Annotated in this window: 21 protein-coding genes; 12 read left to right on the top strand and 9 right to left on the bottom strand. The window is 73.6% G+C overall.

Features of this window, described 5'->3' with window-relative positions; all coding sequences use genetic code 11:
- The first annotated feature begins 35 nt into the window (after window positions 1-35).
- Window positions 36-1061 carry an NHL repeat-containing protein gene (locus tag DFJ68_RS16665; RefSeq protein WP_121034697.1) on the top strand — a complete coding sequence of 342 codons (1026 nt, stop codon included), beginning with the start codon at window positions 36-38 and terminating at the stop codon, window positions 1059-1061.
- Here DFJ68_RS16665 and DFJ68_RS16660 read toward each other — a convergent pair.
- The gene (locus DFJ68_RS16660) at window positions 1031-2209 is read right to left on the bottom strand and encodes a hypothetical protein (protein WP_147431638.1); all 1179 of its coding nucleotides are present in this window, start codon (window positions 2207-2209) and stop codon (window positions 1031-1033) included. The genes DFJ68_RS16665 and DFJ68_RS16660 overlap by 31 nt on opposite strands.
- A gap of 198 nt (window positions 2210-2407) precedes the next feature.
- Here DFJ68_RS16660 and DFJ68_RS16655 point away from each other — a divergent pair, with 198 nt between their 5' ends.
- Both DFJ68_RS16655 and DFJ68_RS16650 read left to right on the top strand, forming a co-directional pair.
- On the top strand, window positions 2408-3385 hold the full coding sequence (locus DFJ68_RS16655) for a cobalamin B12-binding domain-containing protein (RefSeq protein WP_121034695.1): 978 nt from the start codon (window positions 2408-2410) through the stop codon (window positions 3383-3385).
- A 3-nt stretch (window positions 3386-3388) separates the two neighbouring features.
- Window positions 3389-3823, top strand: a complete 435-nt coding sequence (locus tag DFJ68_RS16650; protein WP_121034694.1) for an SRPBCC family protein — start codon at window positions 3389-3391, stop codon at window positions 3821-3823.
- 82 nt (window positions 3824-3905) lie between these two features.
- Here DFJ68_RS16650 and DFJ68_RS16645 read toward each other — a convergent pair whose 3' ends face one another.
- Genes DFJ68_RS16645 through DFJ68_RS16635 form a run of 3 tightly spaced genes read right to left on the bottom strand, consistent with a single transcriptional unit; the run spans window position 3906 to window position 7261 of the window.
- Window positions 3906-4481, bottom strand: coding sequence for a GNAT family N-acetyltransferase (locus DFJ68_RS16645; RefSeq protein ID WP_121034693.1), 576 nt, complete (start codon window positions 4479-4481; stop codon window positions 3906-3908).
- Window positions 4481-5482: a YdcF family protein gene (locus DFJ68_RS16640; protein WP_147431637.1), complete on the bottom strand. Its 1002-nt coding sequence runs from the start codon at window positions 5480-5482 to the stop codon at window positions 4481-4483. Before DFJ68_RS16640 ends, DFJ68_RS16645 begins: the two co-directional genes overlap by 1 nt.
- 48 nt (window positions 5483-5530) lie before the next feature.
- Window positions 5531-7261, bottom strand: a complete 1731-nt coding sequence (locus DFJ68_RS16635; RefSeq protein ID WP_121034691.1) for a thiamine pyrophosphate-dependent enzyme — start codon at window positions 7259-7261, stop codon at window positions 5531-5533.
- 164 nt (window positions 7262-7425) lie between these two features.
- Here DFJ68_RS16635 and DFJ68_RS16630 point away from each other — a divergent pair, with 164 nt between their 5' ends.
- Window positions 7426-8409 carry an NAD(P)H-binding protein gene (locus DFJ68_RS16630; RefSeq protein WP_170165808.1) on the top strand — a complete coding sequence of 328 codons (984 nt, stop codon included), beginning with the start codon at window positions 7426-7428 and terminating at the stop codon, window positions 8407-8409.
- A 27-nt stretch (window positions 8410-8436) separates the two neighbouring features.
- On the opposite strand, the gene DFJ68_RS16625 is transcribed toward DFJ68_RS16630, so the two are convergent.
- A complete protein-coding gene (locus DFJ68_RS16625) occupies window positions 8437-8973 on the bottom strand; it encodes a MarR family winged helix-turn-helix transcriptional regulator (protein ID WP_121034689.1) in 537 nt (178 codons plus the stop codon).
- A gap of 55 nt (window positions 8974-9028) precedes the next feature.
- On the opposite strand from DFJ68_RS16625, the gene DFJ68_RS16620 reads away from it, so the two are divergent.
- The 7 genes from DFJ68_RS16620 to DFJ68_RS16590 all read left to right on the top strand — a co-directional run bounded on the left by DFJ68_RS16620 (window position 9029) and on the right by DFJ68_RS16590 (window position 15928).
- Entirely contained in the window at window positions 9029-9235 is a 207-nt protein-coding gene (locus DFJ68_RS16620) for a hypothetical protein (protein ID WP_121034688.1), read from the top strand.
- Between the two features lie 186 nt (window positions 9236-9421).
- The gene (locus DFJ68_RS16615; RefSeq protein WP_121034687.1) at window positions 9422-10717 is read left to right on the top strand and encodes a DUF2254 domain-containing protein; all 1296 of its coding nucleotides are present in this window, start codon (window positions 9422-9424) and stop codon (window positions 10715-10717) included.
- Window positions 10718-10840: 123 nt separating this feature from the next.
- Window positions 10841-12124 carry an AI-2E family transporter gene (locus DFJ68_RS16610; RefSeq protein WP_147431636.1) on the top strand — a complete coding sequence of 428 codons (1284 nt, stop codon included), beginning with the start codon at window positions 10841-10843 and terminating at the stop codon, window positions 12122-12124.
- Between the two features lie 117 nt (window positions 12125-12241).
- The gene (locus tag DFJ68_RS16605) at window positions 12242-12715 is read left to right on the top strand and encodes a methylglyoxal synthase (protein WP_121034685.1); all 474 of its coding nucleotides are present in this window, start codon (window positions 12242-12244) and stop codon (window positions 12713-12715) included.
- A gap of 25 nt (window positions 12716-12740) precedes the next feature.
- Window positions 12741-13721, top strand: a complete 981-nt coding sequence (locus tag DFJ68_RS16600; RefSeq protein ID WP_121034684.1) for a hypothetical protein — start codon at window positions 12741-12743, stop codon at window positions 13719-13721.
- A gap of 98 nt (window positions 13722-13819) precedes the next feature.
- Window positions 13820-14647: a siderophore-interacting protein gene (locus DFJ68_RS16595; RefSeq protein WP_121034683.1), complete on the top strand. Its 828-nt coding sequence runs from the start codon at window positions 13820-13822 to the stop codon at window positions 14645-14647.
- Between the two features lie 240 nt (window positions 14648-14887).
- Entirely contained in the window at window positions 14888-15928 is a 1041-nt protein-coding gene (locus DFJ68_RS16590) for an asparaginase (protein ID WP_147431635.1), read from the top strand.
- 30 nt (window positions 15929-15958) lie between these two features.
- On the opposite strand, the gene DFJ68_RS16585 is transcribed toward DFJ68_RS16590, so the two are convergent.
- The gene (locus tag DFJ68_RS16585) at window positions 15959-16279 is read right to left on the bottom strand and encodes a putative quinol monooxygenase (RefSeq protein ID WP_121034681.1); all 321 of its coding nucleotides are present in this window, start codon (window positions 16277-16279) and stop codon (window positions 15959-15961) included.
- A 96-nt stretch (window positions 16280-16375) separates the two neighbouring features.
- On the opposite strand from DFJ68_RS16585, the gene DFJ68_RS16580 reads away from it, so the two are divergent.
- Entirely contained in the window at window positions 16376-17545 is a 1170-nt protein-coding gene (locus tag DFJ68_RS16580; RefSeq protein WP_121034680.1) for a DUF3500 domain-containing protein, read from the top strand.
- Between the two features lie 140 nt (window positions 17546-17685).
- Here the strand turns inward: DFJ68_RS16580 and DFJ68_RS16575 are convergent, their stop codons facing one another.
- The 3 genes from DFJ68_RS16575 to DFJ68_RS16565 all read right to left on the bottom strand — a co-directional run bounded on the left by DFJ68_RS16575 (window position 17686) and on the right by DFJ68_RS16565 (window position 20942).
- The gene (locus DFJ68_RS16575; RefSeq protein ID WP_121034679.1) at window positions 17686-18966 is read right to left on the bottom strand and encodes an ATP-binding protein; all 1281 of its coding nucleotides are present in this window, start codon (window positions 18964-18966) and stop codon (window positions 17686-17688) included.
- A gap of 126 nt (window positions 18967-19092) precedes the next feature.
- Window positions 19093-19707 (bottom strand): response regulator transcription factor, encoded by a 615-nt coding sequence (locus DFJ68_RS16570; RefSeq protein WP_121034678.1) that lies wholly within the window; start codon window positions 19705-19707, stop codon window positions 19093-19095.
- Window positions 19704-20942: a sensor histidine kinase gene (locus tag DFJ68_RS16565; RefSeq protein WP_121034677.1), complete on the bottom strand. Its 1239-nt coding sequence runs from the start codon at window positions 20940-20942 to the stop codon at window positions 19704-19706. Before DFJ68_RS16565 ends, DFJ68_RS16570 begins: the two co-directional genes overlap by 4 nt.
- Window positions 20943-20963 lie beyond the last annotated feature (21 nt).

The raw sequence follows: 20963 nt of genomic DNA, 5'->3' as shown, positions 1-20963 counted from the left end.
TCGACGCCGTGGCGCACCTGTGCGCAGGATGGGTCATGGACACTCACTTCTCTGTGGGGGCCGGCTCGCTGTCGAGCGCCCCCGTCTCCCGTCGCCTCGTCCTCGGCTCGGCCGCCGCCGCAGTCGTCACCAGCGCCGTCACGCTCTCCTCCCCCGGCGCCGCTCTCGCCTCGCCCCTCACCGCAGCCGGCGCGGAGCGTCGCAGCCCGCGCATCCCGCTGCCGGACGGCATCCGGCCCGAGGGCATCACCTCCGGTCCGGGCACCCGCTTCTACGTCGGCTCGCTCGCCGACGGGCGCATCGTCACCGGCGACGTGCGCGCCGGGAGGACGACCGTGCTGCTGCCCGGGGCCACGGGCCGCAACCTGCGCGGCCTCTACTGGGACCGGCGCACGAACCTCGTCTGGGCGGTCGGCAACGTCGGCGAAGTGGGACACGTCTGGGCCGTCGACGGTGACACCGGGGCGGTCGCCGGCGACACGGTGATCGACGGGGCCGTGTTCCTCAACGACCTCGTCGTCACCCGCGACGCCGTCTACGTCACCGACTCGAACGTCGACCGCCTCGCCGTCCTCCGGCTCACGCGTGGCGGCACCCCCTCCGGCGCACCCGTCCGCTTCCTGCGGCTGCGCGGTGCCTGGCCCGCCGGCGGCGGCTCGGAGATCAACGCCAACGGCATCCGCGAGCTGCCCGGCGGCGACCTCGTCCTCAACAACAGCCGGGTCGGCGGGCTGTGGCAGGTCGACCCGTCGACCGGCCGCACCCGGGAGATCCCGGTCGCCGGCGGTCCGGGCATCGTCGCGGGTGACGGTCTCGAGATCCGCGGCACGACGCTGTACGTCGTGCGTGGCTCCGACGACGCGTCGGTCGCGGTCGTCCGACTGCAGCCGACCCCGTCGGGCTGGACGGCCCGCTGGCTGCGCGCCCTGAGCAGCGACGACCTGTCCGTGCCGTCGACGGCGACGCTGGTCGGCAGCAACCTCTTCGCCGTCAACGCCCGCTTCGGGGTGCCGTCGCCCGACACCGCGCCCTACTGGGTGACCCGCCTCAAGGCCGTCTGAGCCGCGTCGCCGGTCACCGGCGCACCGGTCGCTCGCGCCCCCCGGCGGTCGTCGGGGGGCGCGAGCAGCGCCCAGCTGCGCTCGTCGGCCCACGTCGACGTCGGGTCGACGTGCGCGGCGACGAGCTCGAGAAGGCCCGGGTCGGGTCGCCCGTGCAGGGCCGCCTCGGCCAGCCTCCGCGCCGCCCCGGCCACGAGGTCGGCCACCTGTACCCGGGCGTCCAGCTGTGAGTCGACGAAGCGCAACCGCACCCGCGACGAGACGTCCTCCCCCACCGCGGCCCGCACGCGCGCCAGCCGGTCGTCGGTGAGCGACGACTGCGCGTCGTGGACGAGTTCGACCGGCCCACTCCGCCCACCCGGCCGTCGCGGACCGCCACCGGCCGGCCCCGCCCACCGCAGCACCGTCGCGACGAGCCCGGGCTCGAGGGGGTCGAGCGGCGCACGGCTGCGCTCGGGCCCGGTGAGCTCGCCGAGCGCGGTGTCCGTCTCCGGGCCGCCGTCGGATGCCGGGAGGCCGGCCACCAGCGCCGCCAGCGTGGTCGTCGCCACGGTCGTCGTGCCCGCCTCGCCGGAGAGCCTGTCGGACGCGTCGGACAGGCCGGCGAGCACCTTGGTCAGCGCGGCGCGGACTCTCTCCAGCCGCGCCCGGGCGGTCACGAGGTCACGGGCGCGCAGCAGCCCGTTCGTCTCGTCGAGCGCGACGGCCCACACGGGCGCGAGGTCCGCGTCGGCGGTCAGCACCCGGTGCAGGTCGCACGCCGCGCGCTCGGCATCGGCCGTCCCGGCCGCCCAGAGACCGACGAGACGCACGGTCAGCAGGAGCGGCTTGTCGACGAGGAACACGCTGGCGCGGCCCGTCAGCGGGCCCGAGTCGCCGAGCAGCCACGTCAGGGTGCGGCGGTTCTGCGGCCGCAGCACGACGTTGGCCTTGACCTCGACCGCCGGCGAGCGCGTCCCGGCGCGCACCCGTCGCAGCACCTCGCTCGCCTCGTCGGAGCCGATGAGCACGCCCGCGTGGGCGAAGACGTCGGTGCTGCCGCCGACGAGCTTCTCGCCCTCCGACCCCGACTCGTCGCAGGCCACGACCACCGTCGCCGACCCCACCGGGGCCGGGCCGGTCGAAGAGGCTGCGACGGCATAGGGCACCGCCCCATCGTGCGGCGCGGCCGCGCATCGGTCCACCGGGTTCCGAGGCGGCCCGCCCCTCGGGCAGCGATCACGGACGGGGATCCCGCCTCCGTACCGGGCGTAGACTGGGGGCACAGCGTCAGATGACTCGAGCAACGGGACCACTCATCGCTGCGACCGCCAGGCGGACGTGACGCTCGATGATCGGAGAGCTCGGTGACATCCGAGACGACGCCCGAGACCAGTCCCGAGTCCACACCCCCGGCACCGCCCTTCGCCGTGCCGGCCTCGTCCGGCCTCACGACCCTCGTCACCCCTCACACCCCTGACACCCCCGCCGGCCGCGCCTCGTCCGACGAGCGTCGGACGCCGCGGGCGACGGCGGCCAGGCACGCTGCCCGGGCCCGCGCCGCGGAACGGTCGGTGGCGCGCTCACGCAGCCTCCCGGCATCCGGCACCCTCACGTCCGACGAGTGGTGCGCCCGGCTGCAGGGCACGCTCGAGTCGTTCGACGAGGCGGGCGGCCACCGCACGCTGAGCGCCCTGTTCGACTCCGTGCCGCTCGACGTGGCGCTCGCCGACGTCGTGCTGCCCTACCTGCACGGCGTGGGGTCGCGGTGGGAGACCGGTGACATCGGGGTGGCGCAGGAGCACTTCGCCTCGAGCGTCATCCGGACACGGCTGTCGCTCACGTTGCACCACGAGATGCGGTCGTCGGGCCCGCTGGCCGTGCTCGCCTGCATGCCCGGCGAGAAGCACGAGTTCGGGCTCATGGCCATGGCGCTCGTGCTGTCACGCCTCGGCTGGCGCACCTGCTACCTCGGCGCCGACACCCCCACCGCCGACGTCGCCCTCGCCGTCGGGTCGCTGGGCCCGGATGCCGTCGTGCTGACGTCGCACCGGAGCACCGCCTTCACGGCCAAGGGCGCCCTGCTGCGCAGGATGTCCGAGCAGACGACGGTGTACGTCGCCGGCCCCGGCGCGACCGACGACCCGCGCGAGGTGGGTGGCGCCCGTCACCTGCTCGGCGACCCCGTCACCGGTGCGCGCACCGTCGACGGGCAGTGGCGAGCGGTGGCCGACCTCGTGGCGAGCGACCCGATGACCGATGTGGTGGCCGGCAGGTCGCCCGACGCCCTCGTCACGGCCCCGCACCTCGCGTCGACGGGCGACGGCTCCCCCGAGGCGGGCTGAGCCGTGGCGACAAAGCAGTCGGACGACTCCAGCCGTCACGTCGCGCAGGTCGTGCGCCGGCCACCCGCGGAGGTCTACGCGTACGCCGTCGACCCCGACCACCTGCCCGAGTGGGCGGCCGGGCTGGCCCGCGCGGCCGTGCACCGCGAGGGAGACGTGCTGGTCGTCGACTCCCCGATGGGGACGGTGACGGTGCGGTTCGTGCCGCGCAACGACCTCGGCGTGCTCGACCACGACGTGATTCTCCCCGACGGCACGGTCGTGACCAACCCGATGCGGGTGCTGTCCCACCCGGACGGTGCGGAGGTCGTCTTCACGGTGCGTCGTCAGGGCCTCACCGACGACGAGTTCGACCGGGACGCCGCCCAGGTGGCCACCGACCTCGCCCGGCTGCGCGACCTCCTCGAGGCGGCGGACGGCATCCCCGCCCGCCCCTGAGCGCGCCACGGCCCGAAAAGAGACACCACCCGGCATCCACCGGCGTCCGAAACCGCGCCACGGCCCGAAGAAGGGCCGACCGTCAGCTCGGCCCGCCGGGGACGTCGAGCTCCTTGACCATCGCCTGCCGGGGACGCACCTCGAGGCCGTCGGCGCGCTCGCGGTCACGCAGGGCCCGCAGCCCGGGACCGAGCGCGTCGGGCTGCAGCACGACGTAGCCGAGGCGCGCGTAGAAGGGCCCGTTCCACGGGACGTCCCGGTAGGTCGTCAGCGTCAGACGCCGGTGCCCGTGGCGCACCGCCCACCTCTCGGCCGCGGCCACCAGTGCACGACCCAGCCCCCGACCGCCGTGCCGGGGCGCCACGCTCACCTGGTGCAGGTGCGCCGTCCCGTCGACGATGTCGATGCGCACGAAGCCCGCGACCGCACCACCGTCGGCCACGGCGACGAGCAGCCGGCCCGCGGTCAGGGCCGGTTCGTACTCCTGCGGCGAGGGTGCCGGGGCCCGGGAGACGACGGTGAGCCCGACCGAGGCGAAGGCCCGGTCGGCCTTACGCTCCAGGCGGGCCAGGGCCGGCAGCTCGTCGGCCCGGGCGTGGCGGATGCCGACCCCGACATCCCCCACCGCCGACGAGGCGCTGGGCTCCGGTCGTGACATCAGTAGGCGCGGGCGAGCAGGACTGCGAAGGCGGCCGACGGTGCGACGAGCAGCAGGTGCAGCCACGGGTGGTAGGTCAGCACGGCCACGAACTCGCGCAGGTAGGCGCTCGGCACGAAGTACCGCGCGGTGGGCGCGCCGAGCACGACGGCGTCCATCCCGAGCCGGCGCGAGATGAGCGCGGCGCGGGGGGCGTGGTAGCCGCTCGTCACGACGGTGAGGCGGCCCTCGCGCCCCCGGTCACGCAGCAGTGCGACTGACAGCTCGAGGTTCTCCTCCGTCGTGCGGGCGGCGTCCTCGACGACGACGTCGGATGCCGGGATGCCGCGGTCGGTGAGGTAGTCGCCCATCGCGTCGCCCTCGGCCCGCGGCTCGTCCGGACCCTGACCGCCCGACGGTACGAGCGGCGTCGAGAACCCGAGGGCGCGCAGGCGCCGCCACTCCGTCACCGCCCGGTCGAGGCGACCGGCCAGCAGGCGCGGCACCTGCCCCCGCACGAGACCCGAGCCCAGCACGACGACGGCGGCAGCATCGGCGTCACCGGGTCGGACGCGACGGTAGGCGAGCGTGTAGGCGAGGAACGCGGCGAAGCTGGCCCCGAGCTGCACGCAGACGAAGAAGGCGAAGACCGCCACCGCGATGAACGGCCCGTCGTGGGTGCGCAGCAGCACGATCGCGACGACGGGCGCGGCCACCAGGGCCACCCCGACGACGAGCGAGAGGAGGTTGCCGAGGCTCCGGCCCTCCTTGCGCACCATCGTCAGGCCGTTCGCGACGAGGAAACCGGCCAGGGCGAGCACGGTGAGCGGGACCGGCAGCAGGGGCAGCAACGCCCAGACGCCGTCGGTGGGCCAGAGGTCGCGCGTCAGCTGCAGCAGCGCGCCAAGGGCGAACCAGGCGGCCAGCACGAGGTAGACGCCGAGGCGCAGCCGACGGGGCTCGCGGCGCCAGGAGACCCAGAACACCCCGAGCAGCGCGACCGCGACGAGCAGGCTCCCCATGACCCAGTTGTATCCCGACCGGCTCACGAGCACCCGGCCGGTCCACGGTCACCGGCTCTCGATGACCTCCTTGCTCTTCGCGATGGCGAAGCCCCACGCCTGCGACAGCGTGGGCTGGGGTGGCACGGCCACCTCGTCGGGGTTGGTGACGACGTCGAGCAGGACGGGACCGTCGACCCCGAAGGCCCACTGCACGGCATCCTCGAGCTCGTCGTTCTCGGTGACCCGACGGCTCGGCAGGCCGAGGGCGGCGGCGACCGCGGCGATGTCGGGGTTGTCGAGGGTGGTGCCGAACTCCGGCAGCCCACCCTGCTCCTGCTCGAGCTTGACCATGCCGAGGCTGCCGTTGTCGAAGACGACGACGCGCACGGGCAGCTGGTAGGTCACGGCGGTGCGCAGGTCGCCGAGCAGCATCATGAGCCCGCCGTCGCCGCTGAACGACACGACCGGGCGCGAGCGGTCGAGCGCCTGCGCACCCAGGGCCATCGGCAGGGCGTTGGCCATCGAGCCGAGGTTGAACGAGCCGAGGAGGCGGCGGCCGCCGCGCATCGTCACGAAGCGCGACAGCCACGCCGTCGACATGCCCGTGTCGGCGGTGAAGACCGTGTCGTCGGGGGCGGCGCGGTCGACGGCGGCCGCGAGCGCCTCGGGACGGATGCGGCTGTCGGGGTTGTCGAAGACGGCGCGGGCCCGCCCGAGCAGGGTCGAGTCGTGGCCCGGGTCGAGCAGCGACTGTTGACGTTCCTGCCACGAGCGGTAGGACTCGACGGCATCGTCCAGGTGCGAGCGGTCCTTGCGGCGGCCGTGGCGGCGCACCCGCTGCAGCAGCAGCTCGAGCGTGGTCGCGGCATCGCCGACGAGGGCGTGGTCGACGCTCGTGCGCCGCCCGATGTGCTCGCCGCGGGCGTCGAGCTGCACGACGGTCTTGCCGGTCGGGATCCAGTCGCGGTAGGGGAAGTCGGTGCCGACGAGGAAGAGGACCTTGCTGTCGTCGAGCGCCTTCGCCGCGGCCGGGTTGCCGATGAGGCCGGACTGGCCCACCTCGTAGGGGTTCTTCTGCTCGAGCCCCTCCTTCGCCTTGAGGGTGAGCACCATCGGCGCGGCGAGCAGGTCGGCCAGCTCGAGGATCTCGTGGCGGGCGTCGCGGGCGCCGCAGCCGACGAGCAGCGTCACCGGCCGCCCGTCGGTGAGCACCTCGGCGGCGGCGGTCACCTCGGCCATCGAGGCCGGGGCCGGCTCGGCCGCGGGGGCGAAGCGCGGGGTGGCGACGTCCGGGTCGACCTCGAGGTCGCCGACGTCGCCGGGCAGGGTGAGCACCGCCACCCCGTGCTGGGCGTAGGCGGCGTTGACGGCCTGCTCGAGCAGCTGCGGCAGCTGCACCGGCGAGGTCAGCGTCTCGGCGAACACCGCGACGTCGGCGAAGAGATGGTCGTTGTCGACCTCCTGGAAGAAGTCGGTGCCGATCTCCTGCGTCGGGACCTGGCCGCAGATGGCGAGCACCGGGGCGTGCGACTTCTTCGCGTCGTAGAGGCCGTTGAGCAGGTGGATCGAGCCCGGGCCGACGGTGCCCATGCAGACGCCGATCGTGCCCGTCAGCTGGGCCTGGGCGCTGACGGCGAAGGCCGCGACCTCTTCGTGGCGCACACCGACCCACTCGATGCGGTCGTCGCGGCGGATGGCGTCGGTCACCGGGTTGAGGGCGTCACCGACGACGCCCCAGACCTGCTTCACCCCGGCGTCGGCGAGGGCGGTCACGATGAGCTCGGCAACGGTCGTCATGGTCTGTGGGTACCCGACGCGACACGCCGCGAACCGGGCCCGCCGACGCTGACCCCGCCATGACGGCATCCGGGATGCCGGGTCGCTTGCGCCGCGGGAGCCCGCCCGCGGGTACGAGCGGGTGGACAGGCCCTCCACGGGCCGTCCCGACGGAGGAGATGCTCGTGAAGGTGCTCGTGACCGGCGCCACCGGCTACATCGGTTCGCGCACCGTGCCCGAGCTGCTCGGACGTGGCCACGAGGTGGTGGCGACGCACACGAGCGAGACGCCACGCCCGACGCCGTGGAGCGACCGCGTCGAGTGGCGGCGCCTCGACGTGCTGCAGCCCCGGCAGGCCCTCGAGGTCGTCTCCGGCGTCGACGCCGTCGTCTACCTCGTGCACGGGCTGTCGGAGACGGACTTCCGCCAGACCGACCGCGAGGCGGCCGAGAACGTGCGGGCGGCCATGTCGCAGAACGGGGTCGGCCGCGTCGTCTACCTCTCCGGCATCGTGCCCGACGTGCCCGAGAGCGAGCTGTCCGAGCACATCGCCTCTCGGCTCGAGGTCGAGCGCATCCTCGCCGACGGCGACGCGACCGCCCTCTCGCTGCGCGCGGCCGTCGTGGTCGGCTCGGGCTCGACGAGCTTCGAGATCATCCGTCAGCTCTCGCAGCGGCTGCCCCTCGTGCAGGGCATCCCCGAGTGGATGCGGGCGACGGTCGTGCAGCCGGTCGCCGTCTCGGATGCCGTGCACCACCTCGGCGAGGCCGTCGAGCGTGGCGACGTGGTCGGCCACGTCGACGTGGCGGGCCCCGACCGCGTGACCTACCCCGAGCTGCTGCAGGTGTTCTCCGACGTCGCCGGCCTCCGCCGGGTGCAGGTGCCGCTGCCGGCGCTGCCCGAGTCCCTCGCCGGGTGGCTGGCCGGCCAGCTGACGGACGTCCCGACCCAGACCGTCGAGTCGCTCATGGCCAGCCTGCGTCACGACATGGTGGCCGGTGACGACCGCGCGTCCCGGCTCGGCCTCGCGCCGGAGCGGCCCACCCCGCTCCGCGCGGCCGTCGAACGGGCGCTCACACCCTTCGACGAGGACCACGACGGTGCGGCCGTGGGGGCCGACCCGGCAGCGCCGTCCGTCGTCGACCCGGAGTGGTCGCGGCGCGGCTGACCCGGCTGACCCCGCTGACCCGGCGGCTCAGCCCTCGGTGGCCGTCGCCGCGATGACGCGGGTCAGGGCCGTGTGCAGCTCGCGCAGGTCGGACACCCCCATGCCGAGGCGGTCCATCACCTGGGGCGGCACCTCGAGGGCCCGGTCGCGCAGTCGCCGCCCCTCGGCGGTCAGGCCGATGTCGAGCGAGCGCTCGTCGTCGGGACGGCGGGCCCGGGTGAGCAGGCCCTGCGCCTCGAGCCGGCGCACGACGGGCGACAGGGTGGCCGGCTCGAGGCTGAGCGCCGACGCGACCTCGCGCAGCTGGCGGGGCGAGCGCTCCCACAGGGCGAGCATGACGAGGTACTGCGGATGGGTCAGGCCCATCGGCTCGAGGATCGGTCGGTAGAGGCCGATGACGTTGCGGGCGGCCACCGCGAGCGCGAAGCACACCTGCTGGTCGAGCTTGAGCAGGTCCTCGCCCGCGTCGCCCGTCACGTCGGCCACGTCCTCGGACACGTTCACAGTCACGTCCGGGTCGGCGGTCGCCCCGACGGCATCCGTGCTGCTGCTCGCTCTCGCCATGGTCCCATCATGGAGTACCCTGACCATTAGTGCACTAACGATCAGGACGGAACCCATGAGCGCAGCCCGACGCCCCGCACGTCTCACCATCGGCCACCGCCTCTGGTACCGCCTGCGCCTCGCGGGCCTCACCCTCTTCGGGCCGGCCCAGCTCGAGTCGCACAACGACCCGAAGATGCGGCTCGAGGCCGACCACCGGGCCCGCGTCGACGCCCACCGCGCCGCGAAGGCCGAGCGCCGCGAGCGCCGGCGCGCCTCCTGACCCACGGCACCGCACGGGCCGGATGCCGCGGGGCCGGGCCCGCGGGGGCCGACGGGACGCGCCCCCTTGCGGGTACGGGCCCCGACAGGTCGGAGCCGGTTCGCCGGTGACGACCCCCGGGCGCTGACCGCCAGCCGCCCGCGACGCGGGCCGAGCCCGCGCGGAGTCGTCAGGGGTTGGGCCGTCATGAAGTTCACCAAGGTGCTGAGCAGCCTGCGGAGCGGGTTGTGGTTCATCCCGCTGCTCTACGCCGTGGTCGGTCTCGTCATCAACGTCGCGACGACGTTCACCGACCGCGCCCTCGACTTCGAGCTCATCCCGCAGACGCTCATCGGTGGCCCCGACGCCGCGCTCGCGATCCTCGGCACCGTGGCGGCGTCGATGATCAGCCTCGTCGCGACGGTGCTCGCCATCACGATGGTGATCGTGCAGCTCGCCATGGCGCAGTTCTCGCCCCGCATCGTGCAGACCTTCCTGCAGGACCGGCCCAGCCAGAACGCCATCGGCCTCTTCGTCGCCACCTTCGTGCAGGCGATGCTCTCCATGCGCGAGGTGCAGGTCAGTGACGACGACCCCGTGGTGCCCGGGCTGTCGGTGGCGGTCACGTTCCTGCTCGTCGTGGTCGACATCGTCGTGCTCGTCATCTACGTGCACCACATCGGACGCTCGCTGCGGGTGTCGGCGCTCATCGAGCTCGTCGGCAAGGACACCCGCGACCTCATGGACGAGCTCTACACCGAACGGCTCGACGTCGACGAGCCTGACGACCCCCACCTCGTGACCGCGTCCGCGTCCGGTGTGCTCAGCCTCGTCGACCGTGAGGCGCTCGTCGAGGTGGCCAGCGCGGCAGGCGGCCGCCTCCAGCTCGTGCCTGCCATCGGCCAGTTCGTGCCGGCGGGCGCACCCCTGGTCCGCCTCGCGGGGATGACCGTCGCGGACGTCGACCTCGACAAGCTGCACAAGGCCGTCGACCTCACCCTCGAGCGCAGCCTCCAGCAGGACGTCGCCTACGGCCTGCGCATGCTCGTCGACATGGGCACGAAGGCGATAAGCGAGAGCCCGCACGCCGACCCCACCACCACCGTGCAGGTCATCGACCGCGTCCACGACGTGCTGCGTCAGCTCGCCCGGCGTCGGCTGCCCGACGGCATCGAGTGCGACGACCGGGGACAGGTCCGCGTCGTCATCCCGTCGATGGACTGGGCCGCCTTCGTCCGTCTCGGCTTCGACGAGATGCGCACGTCGGGCGCCGGGTCGCTGCAGGTCTCCCGCCGGCTGCGCGCCGCCCTCGAGGACCTGCTCGACCACGTCAACGACGACCGACGCGCCCCCCTCGAGGAACAGCTCGCCCTGCTCGACGAGGCCGTCGGCGACGTCAAGGGCGCGGGCTGGCGGCCGGAGGCCATCACCTCCCCCGACCCGCTCGGCATCGGGGTCGAGGCGGGCGAGGTGCAGGCCGAGGTACCGGTCGCGCGACGCTGACCGGCGCCACCCGGCGAGGGCGCCGAGACCGGCCCCGACGACGGACGCACACCGACGACTCCGGTCGGGCACGGGTATGACGGGGTGGACGAGGGAGGACGACGTGAGCACTAGGCTCCGACGGTGACGGCAGAGCGCAGGTCAAAGACACCCGACCAGCCCACCGGACGGCCGTCGGGCCCCGTCGGCTCGCACGACAACCCGCAGTGGGTGGCCGTCACCTCCCAGAACGTGCGGCGCACCGTGCTCATCGTCCTGTCCTCGATCGTCCTGCTGTGGATCCTCATGTGGGCCTTCAGCGCGACCGGGCCCTTCCTGTTCCTGCTGCTGCTCGCGTGGCTGCTGTCGATCGCGATGGAGCCCGTCGTGCTCTGGCTCTCGCGGCACAAGGTCAAGCGGGGCCTCGCCACCGGCCTGACGATGATCGCCCTGCTGCTGCTCATCGCCGGTCTCGCCGAGCTCTTCGGCGCGGTCTTCGTCTCCCAGCTCAGCGCGCTCGGGGCGCAGCTGCCGGGGACGTTCTCCACGGCGGTCGACTGGGTGAACGACACCTTCGGCACGAAGTTCGACATCGCCCAGATGCAGTCGGCCCTGTCGGTCACGCCCGACAAGCTGGCCGAGCTCGCGGGACGGTACGGCGGCGGCATCCTCGGGATCTTCGGATCGGTCGTCACGTTCGTCTTCGACTCGCTGACCATCCTCGTCTTCACGTTCTACTTCTCCGCCGACAGCCCGCGCCTGCGCCAGACCATCGGCTCGTGGCTGCCCCAGCGCTACCAACGCGTCTTCGTCACGGTGTGGACTATCTCGGTCGAGAAGACCGGCGGCTACGTCATCTCCAAGCTGCTGCTCGCCACGCTGTCGGCGGCCTTCCACGTCGCCTTCTTCTGGTTCATCGACGTGCCGTTCTGGCTGCCGCTCGGCGTGTTCGCCGGCATCGTCGGCCAGTTCATCCCGACGGTCGGCACGTACATCGGCGTGGCCCTGCCCGCGCTCTTCTCGCTGCTCGATAAGCCGATCAACGCCCTGTGGATCGCCGCCTTCGCCACGGTCTACCAGCAGATCGAGAACTACGTCTTCACGCCGCGCATCAGCCGCCGCACGATGGACGTGCACCCGGCCGTCGCCCTCGGCTCCGTCATCGCCGGGGCCGCGCTCTTCGGCCCCATCGGGGCGCTCATCGGGATCCCCGTCGCCGCAGTGGCGCTCGCCATCATGAACACCTTCCGCCAGCGGCACGAGCTGCTCCCCGAGCTGGCTTCGTTGCAGACCGGGGACGGCGCCCGTGACGACGCCGACGCTGACTCCGACGACGACCCGGACGGTGCCGGAAAGGCCGACAGCCCCGGCGGCTCGGACAGCCGGAGGCCAATGTCGAACGGTGACGAGGAGAAAGCCGACCGCTGAGCCCTGTTGGACACCGTCGCGCGCGTGTGCGCACACTGGACGTGCCGACACGGTCGCCGGCCCCACCCCGCAGTCGTGGTGACCCACCCGCCACCACCGACCAGGGACCGCACCGACATGACCGACTTCATCGCCCCGCTCATCCGCCGGCACATCGCGCTCGTCGCGCACGACAACAAGAAGGTCGAGCTGCTGCGCTGGGCCGAGTTCAACGCCGAGCACCTGCGCCACCACCGGCTGTCCGCGACGGGCACGACCGGGACGATGCTCGAGTTCGAGCTCGGCCTGCCCGTCCACCGCTTCCTGTCCGGGCCGCTCGGCGGCGACCAGCAGATCGGCGCGAAGATCGCCGAGGGCGACATCGACGTCCTCATCTTCTTCTGGGACCCGCTCGAGCCCCAGCCGCACGACACCGACGTCAAGGCCCTGCTGCGGCTCGCGACGCTGTGGAACGTGCCGGTCGCCACCAACCTCGCCACCGCCGACATGATGATCAGCTCGCCGCTCATGACCGGGCGCTACCTGCCCGTCCGGCCGATGGTCGACCGCCCGTCGACCGGCGAGGAGTACCAGGCGTCGGCCATCGCCTGAGCCCGCGCGGTCTAGCGTGAGGGCCATGCCCCCCGACGAGCTGGTCTGGCACTACACGGACGGAGCCGGTCTGCTCGGCATCCTCACCGACCACGTGCTGTGGGCGACCGCGTCGGAGTTTCTCAACGACAACGCCGAGGTGCGCCTCGGCGCCAGCCGCATCGCGGCCGAGCTGGACGCGTCCGCCGCGGCCGGCGACCCGCTGGCGCGGCTGCTGCGCTCGCGAACCCGTGACGCAGAGACCGGTGACGGCGGGCCGTCGCCCAGCACCTTCTTCATCCTCAGCGCCGCCCGGCACTGGGACCTGCTGGCCATGTGGCGCACCTACGGCGGGCTCGGCGAGTCGTACGCCGTCGGCCTCGACCCGACCGCCCCCCTTCTCGTGCTCACCGACGAGGATGCCGCGCTGCCGGCCGAGCTGCTGTCGAGCCCCGCGGCGCCCGGTGACGCGGCCACGGCCGACGTGGGCTACGTGCGCCAGCGCCCCTGGGCCCCGGTGCGGTACGGCGAGGAGGAGCAGCGCCGACTGGCCCGGGCGGTGTTCGACGGGTTCGGTGACGACGTCGCGGAAGCCCGCCGCCGGCTGGCCGCCGGGAGCCCGACGGCCAGTGTCGTCGAGGCGATGGCCTCGACCCTCGATGACGTCGAGCAGGCCCTCGTGCTCATCAAGCACCCGGGGTTCGTGGACGAGCGCGAAGTCCGCCACTCGACCTCGCTGCTGCACCGCTCCGGCCTGGGCGGCTGGCGAGGCGTCGTGCGCTACCGACCGACGCGCTACGGCATCGCGCCCCACCTCTGGCTCACCGGGTCCGCCCCGGACGCTGCGGGGACCGGCGCCGGAGGACACGCCGCCCTGACGACGTCGGCCGCTCCCCTGCCGATCCGGGAGGTGGCCATCTCCCCGTCCGCGAACGGCCGGGCCGCCACCGCGTCGCTGGCGGCCCTGCTGGCGGCCCGCGGCTACGACGTGCCGGTGCGTCGCTCGAGCATCCCCTTCCGCGGCTGACGGGGTACCCGCCACCACGAGGTGGACACGTCTGGACCGGACACCTGCGACGTGGTTAGGTTTGCCTCACCTAACCGAGAGCCGCCGACAGGGGTGACATGGCCGCCGACCCGACCGACCCGACCAGCCGCTGCACCGTGATGGACCTCGAGGTCTGTGCCGCGGTCCGCCTCTCGCCGTCCTTCGTGCGCGTCTCTCTGGCCGGCGACGACCTACGCCACCTCACGCCACTCGGCGCCGACCACCGCGTCCGCGCGCTCATCCCCGTGCTCGGACCGGTGGGCGCCGTGCCCGACCCGAGCCTCCTGCCCGTCACCCGCACGCTGACGGTGCGCGCGGTCCGTCACGCCGGCACCCCGGCCGCCGTCCTCGAGGTCGACGTGCACCTGCACGGCCTCACGACGACGGGAGCGGGCGGACCGCTGGCGACGTGGGCCCTCGAGTGCGGCATCGGTGACCCGGTCACGGTCGTCGACGCCGGGGTGGGTGCCCTGCCGCACCCGTCGTGCCGGGAGGTCGAGATCGTCGCCGACGCCGGCGCGCTGCCCGCGGCGGCCGGCATCCTCGCGTCTCTGAGCCCCGGCGCGACCGGCCGTGCCGTGCTCGAGCTCGCCCACCCCGACGACCGTCGAGCCCTCACCCACCCCGCAGGTGTCGACGTCACGTGGGTGGTGCGGCGGGGGTTCTTCGACGGGCGCGGCGGCTCGACCGTGGTCGCCGACCTGCTGAGCCACCTGCCCCGGGAGAGGCGAACCCGACTGTGGGCGTGCGCGATCGGCGGCGCGCCGACGGTGGCCGCGGCCCGGCGTCACTGGGCGGATGCCGGGGTGCCGGCGCACCGGGTCGCCGCGGCGCCGCACTGGTGGCCGGAGACGACGGCCTCGCCGTCGGCGGCGCTCTCCGCGCCCGCACCGGTGTCGCGCTGACGGGACCACCGCGCGGGGCGTACGTTGACCCCCAGCGTGCGCAGGGGCGCACCACCAGGGGCAGGAGCGACGACGATGACGAGCGAGCCGACGACCGCGCCCGACGAGCCCCAAGAAACGGCGACCGACATGAGCGACTGCGTGGTCGCCGCACAGAACGGCGCCATGGGACGCGGCCGTGACGGCTGAGGGGGCGGCGTGACGACGTCCGGGGGGGCCTCGCTCCACGTCCACGGGACCGTGGGACCACCTGACGCCGAGCAGCGCCTGCTGCTGCTCTACACCGGAGGCACCATCGGCATGACGACGCGCGCCGACGGGGCCCTGGTGCCGCAGGACTTCGGCCGCCTCGCCGCCCACCTGCGCGACCCCGACGAGCTGCCCGTCGGCGTCACCATCGCGGCGTTCGACGACCCCATCGACTCTTCGGCCATCCGACCCGGGCGGTGGCTCGACATCGCCGACGCCGTCGTCGAGCTCGCCGGCGACCACACGGGGGTCGTCGTCCTGCACGGCACCGACACCATGGCCTACTCCGCGTCCGCCCTCGCCTTCCTCCTCGAGGGTGTCGACCGGCCGGTGGTGCTGACCGGGTCACAGCGTCCGCTGGGCGAGCGCCGGTCCGACGCCGACCGGAACCTCTACACCGCAGGCGCCTTCGCCGCGCTCCGCGATGGCACCGGCGCACCCGTCGTGCCCGAGGTGACGGTCGCCTTCGGCGACCTGCTCCTGCGCGGATGCCGGTCGCGCAAGGTGAGCGCCGACCGCTTCTCCGGCTTCGCCTCCCCCGACCTGCCGCCGCTCGCCCACGCCGGCGTCTCGCTCGAGGTGACCGCGTCGCTCGTCCGACCGCCCGGTGCCGGGGGGCTGCGACGGACCGGTGGCCTGTGCGCCGACGTCGCGGCACTCAAGCTGCACCCCGCGCTCGACGAGCACACCCTGACCGCCGTGCTCACCCGGCCCGGGCTGCGCGGCGTGGTGATCGAGGCCTACGGGGCCGGCAACGGCCCGTCCGAGCCGTGGTTCCTGCGCGCCCTGGAGGCGGCCACGGCATCCGGTGTCGTCGTGCTCGTGACGACCCAGTGCGACAGCGGTGCGGTACGGGCAGGCCAGTACGCAACGGGCGCAGCGCTTTTCGAGACTGGTGCCGTCGCCGGGGCCGACCTCACGTTCGAGGCGGCGCTGACCAAGCTCATGGCGCTGCTCGACCGTCACCCTGCCGACGAGGTGCGCCGGCTGCTGTCGGTCGACCTCGTCGGCGAGCTGTCCCCGCTCGTCTGAGGCGAGCGGTCCGGCCCGTGACCCGCCGGGTCAGGCGATGCGACGGACCCGGTTGATACTCAGGCCCTTCTCGTCGACGAGGTCGCCGAGCAGGCCGGCGAAACGCACGAGGTGGGGCGCGGCGAGGTGGGTGTCGAGCTGCTCACCCGACTCCCAGTTCTCGTAGAGGAAGAACGAGCCCGGGTTCTCGACGCTCTCGTGGAGGTCGTAGTTGACGTAGCCGTCCTCCTGGCTCGTCGGCTCGATGAGCGCCTCGAGCTCGGCCCGCAGCTCGTCGGCCTTGCCCTCGGCCGCCGTCATGTAGGCGATCACGGTGAGCAGGTCTCGACGGTCGTCGGTGGGAGTGGCCACGGTGTCTCCAGTCGTCGCGCCACCGACAGCCGGCGGCATCCGTCCCGAACGTAACGCCTCCGCCCAAGTCACACCACTGTCAACTAGATTCGCGACATGACGGACCTGGGCAGCCGGCCGGTGGACGACGAGGTCTCGGCACGGCGTGTCGTCGCCGCCGCGATGGCCGACGCGGCACGCGCGTGGCTGGACGGCCTCGACGAGGCGCAGCGGCGGAAGGCCCAGGGCGCGGCACCCGCTGACGACGCCACCGACGACGAGCGCCGGCGGTGGTTCTACACGCCGACCGACCACGGCGGCCTGACGTTGCACGAGCAGCGGCCGCGCCAGCAGCGCGGGGCGATGCGGCTCGTCGCCTCCGGGCTCTCGACCGCCGGCTACGTGACCGTGGCCACGACGATGGGGCTCGAGAACGTGCTCGACGCCCACGAGGGCTTCGTCACTATCTTCGACCGCGAGCGGGGGCGCGACCCCGGCATGTACTACCTGAGTGTCTTCGGGACCCCGGGCGACACCGGGGCGTGGGCGTGGCGGTTCGGCGGCCACCACGTCTCGCTCAACAACCTCGTCGTCGACGGGGTGCTCGTCTCGACGACGCCGTGCTTCATGGGGGCCGACCCGGCATCCTCACCCCTGCTCGGCGGGGCGGTGAACCGACCGCTCGGCCGGGTCGAGGACCTCGGCCGCGAGCTCATGCGCTCTCTCGACCCCGACACCGCCGCCCGGGCGCTGCTGCGGGCCACCGCCCCGTCCGACTTCGTCACCGCCAACCGCACGCGCATCAACCACGGCGACCGCGTCATCCCGCTGGCCGGGATCTGGCGTGACGCCCGCTTCCCCGACGACGTCGAGCAGGGCAAGCTGCAGGCGCTGAGCGACGCCATCGACGCGGCGGCGGCGTACGAGGAGGCCGACCACGAAGCGGTCCAGTACACGCTCGACCCGCGGGGCGTGGCCGGCGGCGACCTCGACGCCGGACAGCGCGAGACCCTGCGTCTGCTGCTGTCGACGTACTTCGACCGGGTGCCGGCCGGGGTCTCGCCGATGGCGCGCGTCGACGACGCCGCGCTCGACGGCATCCACTTCGCCTGGGCCGGCCCGACCGAGCCCGGCGCCCCGCACTACTACCGGCTGCAGGGGCCGGGGCTGCTCATCGAGTGGGACAACACCCAGCGCGGCGCCAACCACGCCCACTCGGTCTGGCGCGACCCCTCGAACGACTTCGGCCTCGACGTGCTGGCCCGGCACCGCGCCCGCCACCACTGAGACCACCACCACGGCGACCCGGCGGGTCGAGGTATCTCGTCGCGCTCGAGCGCGGCCGCCTACCTCGACGCGGCAGCCGCGCGTGCGGGTCGAGGTGAAAGATCGCGCTCTGGCGCGACCCCCCACCTCGACGCCCGGGGTCAGGCCTGGGTGCGCAGGTAGCGTCCGAAGTGGGGGACGGTGAAGGCGATGCGTCCGCGCTCGCCGCTGTAGATGAGGCCCTTTTTGATGAGGGCGTCACGCGCGGGCGAGAGGGACTGCGGCTTGCGGCCGAGCACCTCGGCGACGGCCGAGGTCGGCACCGCCTCCCGCTCCCCCGCCGGGTCGGATGCCGGTGAGCCCGGCCCCGCGGGCACGTCACCGTCCGCGTCGGCGCCGGCCACGTCGGCATCCGCCGCCTCTGCCCCCGCGTGCAGCGCCGCGTCGGCCATGGCGCGCAGGTACTCGCGTTCGGCGGGGGTGGCGCGCTCGAAGCGGGAGCCGAAGAAGCCGACGGCGAGCTCGCTCTCGGCCTCGGGGGCGGCGACGCGGATGTCGTCGGCGGTGATGGGCGAGCGCGGGGCGACGTCCCAGACGACCTTGCCGTAGGCCTGGATGAAGTACGGGTAGCCGGCCGTCACGGCGTACATCTCGTCGAGGGCCTCGGGCGTGAACTCGGCGTCCTCCTCGGAGGCCGGTCCGACGAGGGCCCGGTCGGCGGCGTCGCGGGGCAAGCGGTCGATGCGTGAGTAGCGGAAGAGCCTCTCGCTGTAGGACTTCGACGCCGACAGCACCGCCGGCAGGTGCGGCAGCCCGGCCCCGACGACGATGACCGGAAGACCCGACTGCGAGATCTCGTGGCAGGCCGCGCACAGCGCCGACACGTCGTCGGGGTGGACGTCCTGCATCTCGTCGACGAAGAAGGCGATGCCCTTGCCGACGTCGGCCGCGAGACCGCCGATGTCGGTGAACAGCTCGACGAGGTCGATCTCGATGTCGCCCGAGTCGGCACGACCGGTCACCGCCGGGGCGTCGATACCGGGCTGCCACTTGTCGCGCAGCTTCGCGCCCGTCGGGGCGTCGCGCTGCGAGAACGACTTGATGATGCCGAGCACCTGGTCGACCTCGGCGCCGCGGGGGTGGCCGAGCTCGCGGACCGCCTGGTGCGCCGCCGCGGCGAGCGGACGGCGCAGTCGCTGGTCGGGGCGTGCCTCGAACTTGCCCGTCCCCCATCCGGCCCGGACCGCCGAGCCGCGAAGGGCGTTGAGCAGCACGGTCTTCCCGACACCGCGGAGCCCGGTGAGCACGATCGAGCGCTCGGACCGTCCGCGGGCGATGCGCTCGAGCACGACGTCGAAGGTGCGGAGCTGCTCGTCGCGGCCGGCGAGCTCGGGCGGCCGCTGGCCGGCGCCGGGGGCGTAGGGGTTCGTCACGGGGTCCACGATCGGAGGCTATACGCGCCTCTAGTCGTCACCCGATACATCGGCAGACAGCGCGATCGGCGTGTCGCGGGCAGCGGCAGCGCGTCGCCGAGGGCGCCGCGAGCGCATGGCCTGCGCCCGCCCCGGTCAGAGCCATCCGTGGCCACGTGCGGTCGCGACCGCCTGGCCTCGCGTCGTCACGTCCATCTTCGTCATGACGGTCGACAGGTAGTTGCGCACGGTCCCCTTGGTCAGGAACATCTCGCGGGCGATCGTCTCGGTGTCGAGGCCACGGTCGACGAGCCGGAGCAGCTGCACCTCCCGCTCCGTCAGGGGGCTCGGGCCGCTGCGCAGCGCGTCGGCGGCCAGCTGCGGGTCGATGACGGTGCGGCCCGACGCGACCGAGCGGATGGCGTCGATGAGCTGCGTCGCCGACATCGACTTCACGACGTAGCCCGAGGCCCCCGCCGCCAGGGCGCGCGGGATGTGCCCGCTGCCGGGCAGCGAGGTCAGCAGCAGCACCTTGCAGTCGGGCCGCACCCGCGAGAGCTGGGCGGTCGCCTCGATGCCCGTCGCCCCCGGCATGTCGACGTCGAGCAGGGCGACGTCGGGGTTCGTGCGTTCTGCGGCCGCCGCCACCTCGTCTCCGCGGCCGACGCGGGCCACGACCTCGAAACCGGGCTCGGTGCCGAGCAGGGCGGCGAAGGCCTCGGCGACGAGGTCGACGTCCTCGGCGATGAGGATGCGCAGCGGGTCACTCATCGGGGCTCCTGCGTCAGCGGGGTGGGGGTGGATGCCGGTCGGTCACCACGGCGGGCGGTGGTCGTCTCGCGGCCCGACGTCCGAGCCGTGGCAGCCGAGCCCGCGGCGTCGGCATCCCGGCGGGGCAGGCGCGCCGAGACACGGAAGCGCGACCCGTCGAGGAACTCGGCGGTGAGGTTGCCGCCCTGGCCCTCCGCGACGGAGCGGAGGTGGGCCACGCCGGTGCCGTCTGCGCCCTGGTCGCCGGCGGGGCGGATCGCCCCGTCGTTGACGACCGTGAGCACGACCGAGCTGGGTTCGACCCGGATGGCGACGGTGCAGCTCTGGGCCCGGCTGTGCTTGAGCATGTTCGTCACCGACTCGCGAACGATGGCGCCGATGGTGCGCTCGGGCGCGTGCTCGGGCAGCGGGTCCGCGTCGACCTCGAGGTCGATGCCGAGCCGTTGGCACAGCGTCGTGGCGGAGTCGAGCTCGTCGGCGAGGCTGACGATGACGGGACCGGAGGTGACCGCACGCAGCCGCGCCTGGCCGTCGGTGACGACGGCGTGCAGCTGCTCGAGGTGCTCGCGGGTGGCGGCGGGGTCGGTGTCGAGGGTGCGCAACGCGACCTGGTTGCGCAGGGACGCCGTCACGAGGGTGCGACCGAGCATGTCGTGCAGGTCGCGCTGCATGCGCTCGCGCTCCTGGTCGACGCGGGTGCGGGCCAGCTCCTCCCGGGTCAGCTGGAGCTCGCGGATGACGACCGACAGCCGGGTGAAGGCGTAGAGCACGAGGGCGAGGGCGAAGATGCCGAGCGGGATGACGACGGCGTACCGGTCGCTCCACCGGGCGAAGACGAAGACGCCGAAGCCGAGCAGCAGGGCGCCGACCCCGACCGCGGCCCGCCACGTCGGCAGGACGAGCATGACCGCCGACATCGCGAGCGGCAGCGGCGCCCACAGGTCGTCGACGACGAGCGCCCCGACCGCGGCGGCGGTGAGCAGCAGCACGAGCCGTCGCGTCGACTCGGGGGCGGCCCCACGGACGACGCGCAGCTGCCACACGATGTAGACGACCGACGCGCCGACGGCGAGCACGATGCCGAGCAGGCCGGCGGTGAGGTGGCCGGGCTTGAGCGGGATGAGGTCGGTGAGGCTCTCCTGCGCGACGAGAGCGGCGATGATCGCCCACGAGGCGTACATCGGCAGGCGAGAACCGAAGCCGCCCAGCGGCTGTCCGGCCTCCTTCGCCATCATCCGTCTGCGCTCCTCGACCGG

The sequence above is a fragment of the Terracoccus luteus genome (genome assembly GCF_003635045.1).
In the GTDB taxonomy this organism is placed as follows: Bacteria; Actinomycetota; Actinomycetes; order Actinomycetales; family Dermatophilaceae; genus Terracoccus; species Terracoccus luteus.
Note: the sequence above shows the minus strand (reverse complement) of the source record. Positions and strands in the feature narration are given on the sequence as shown.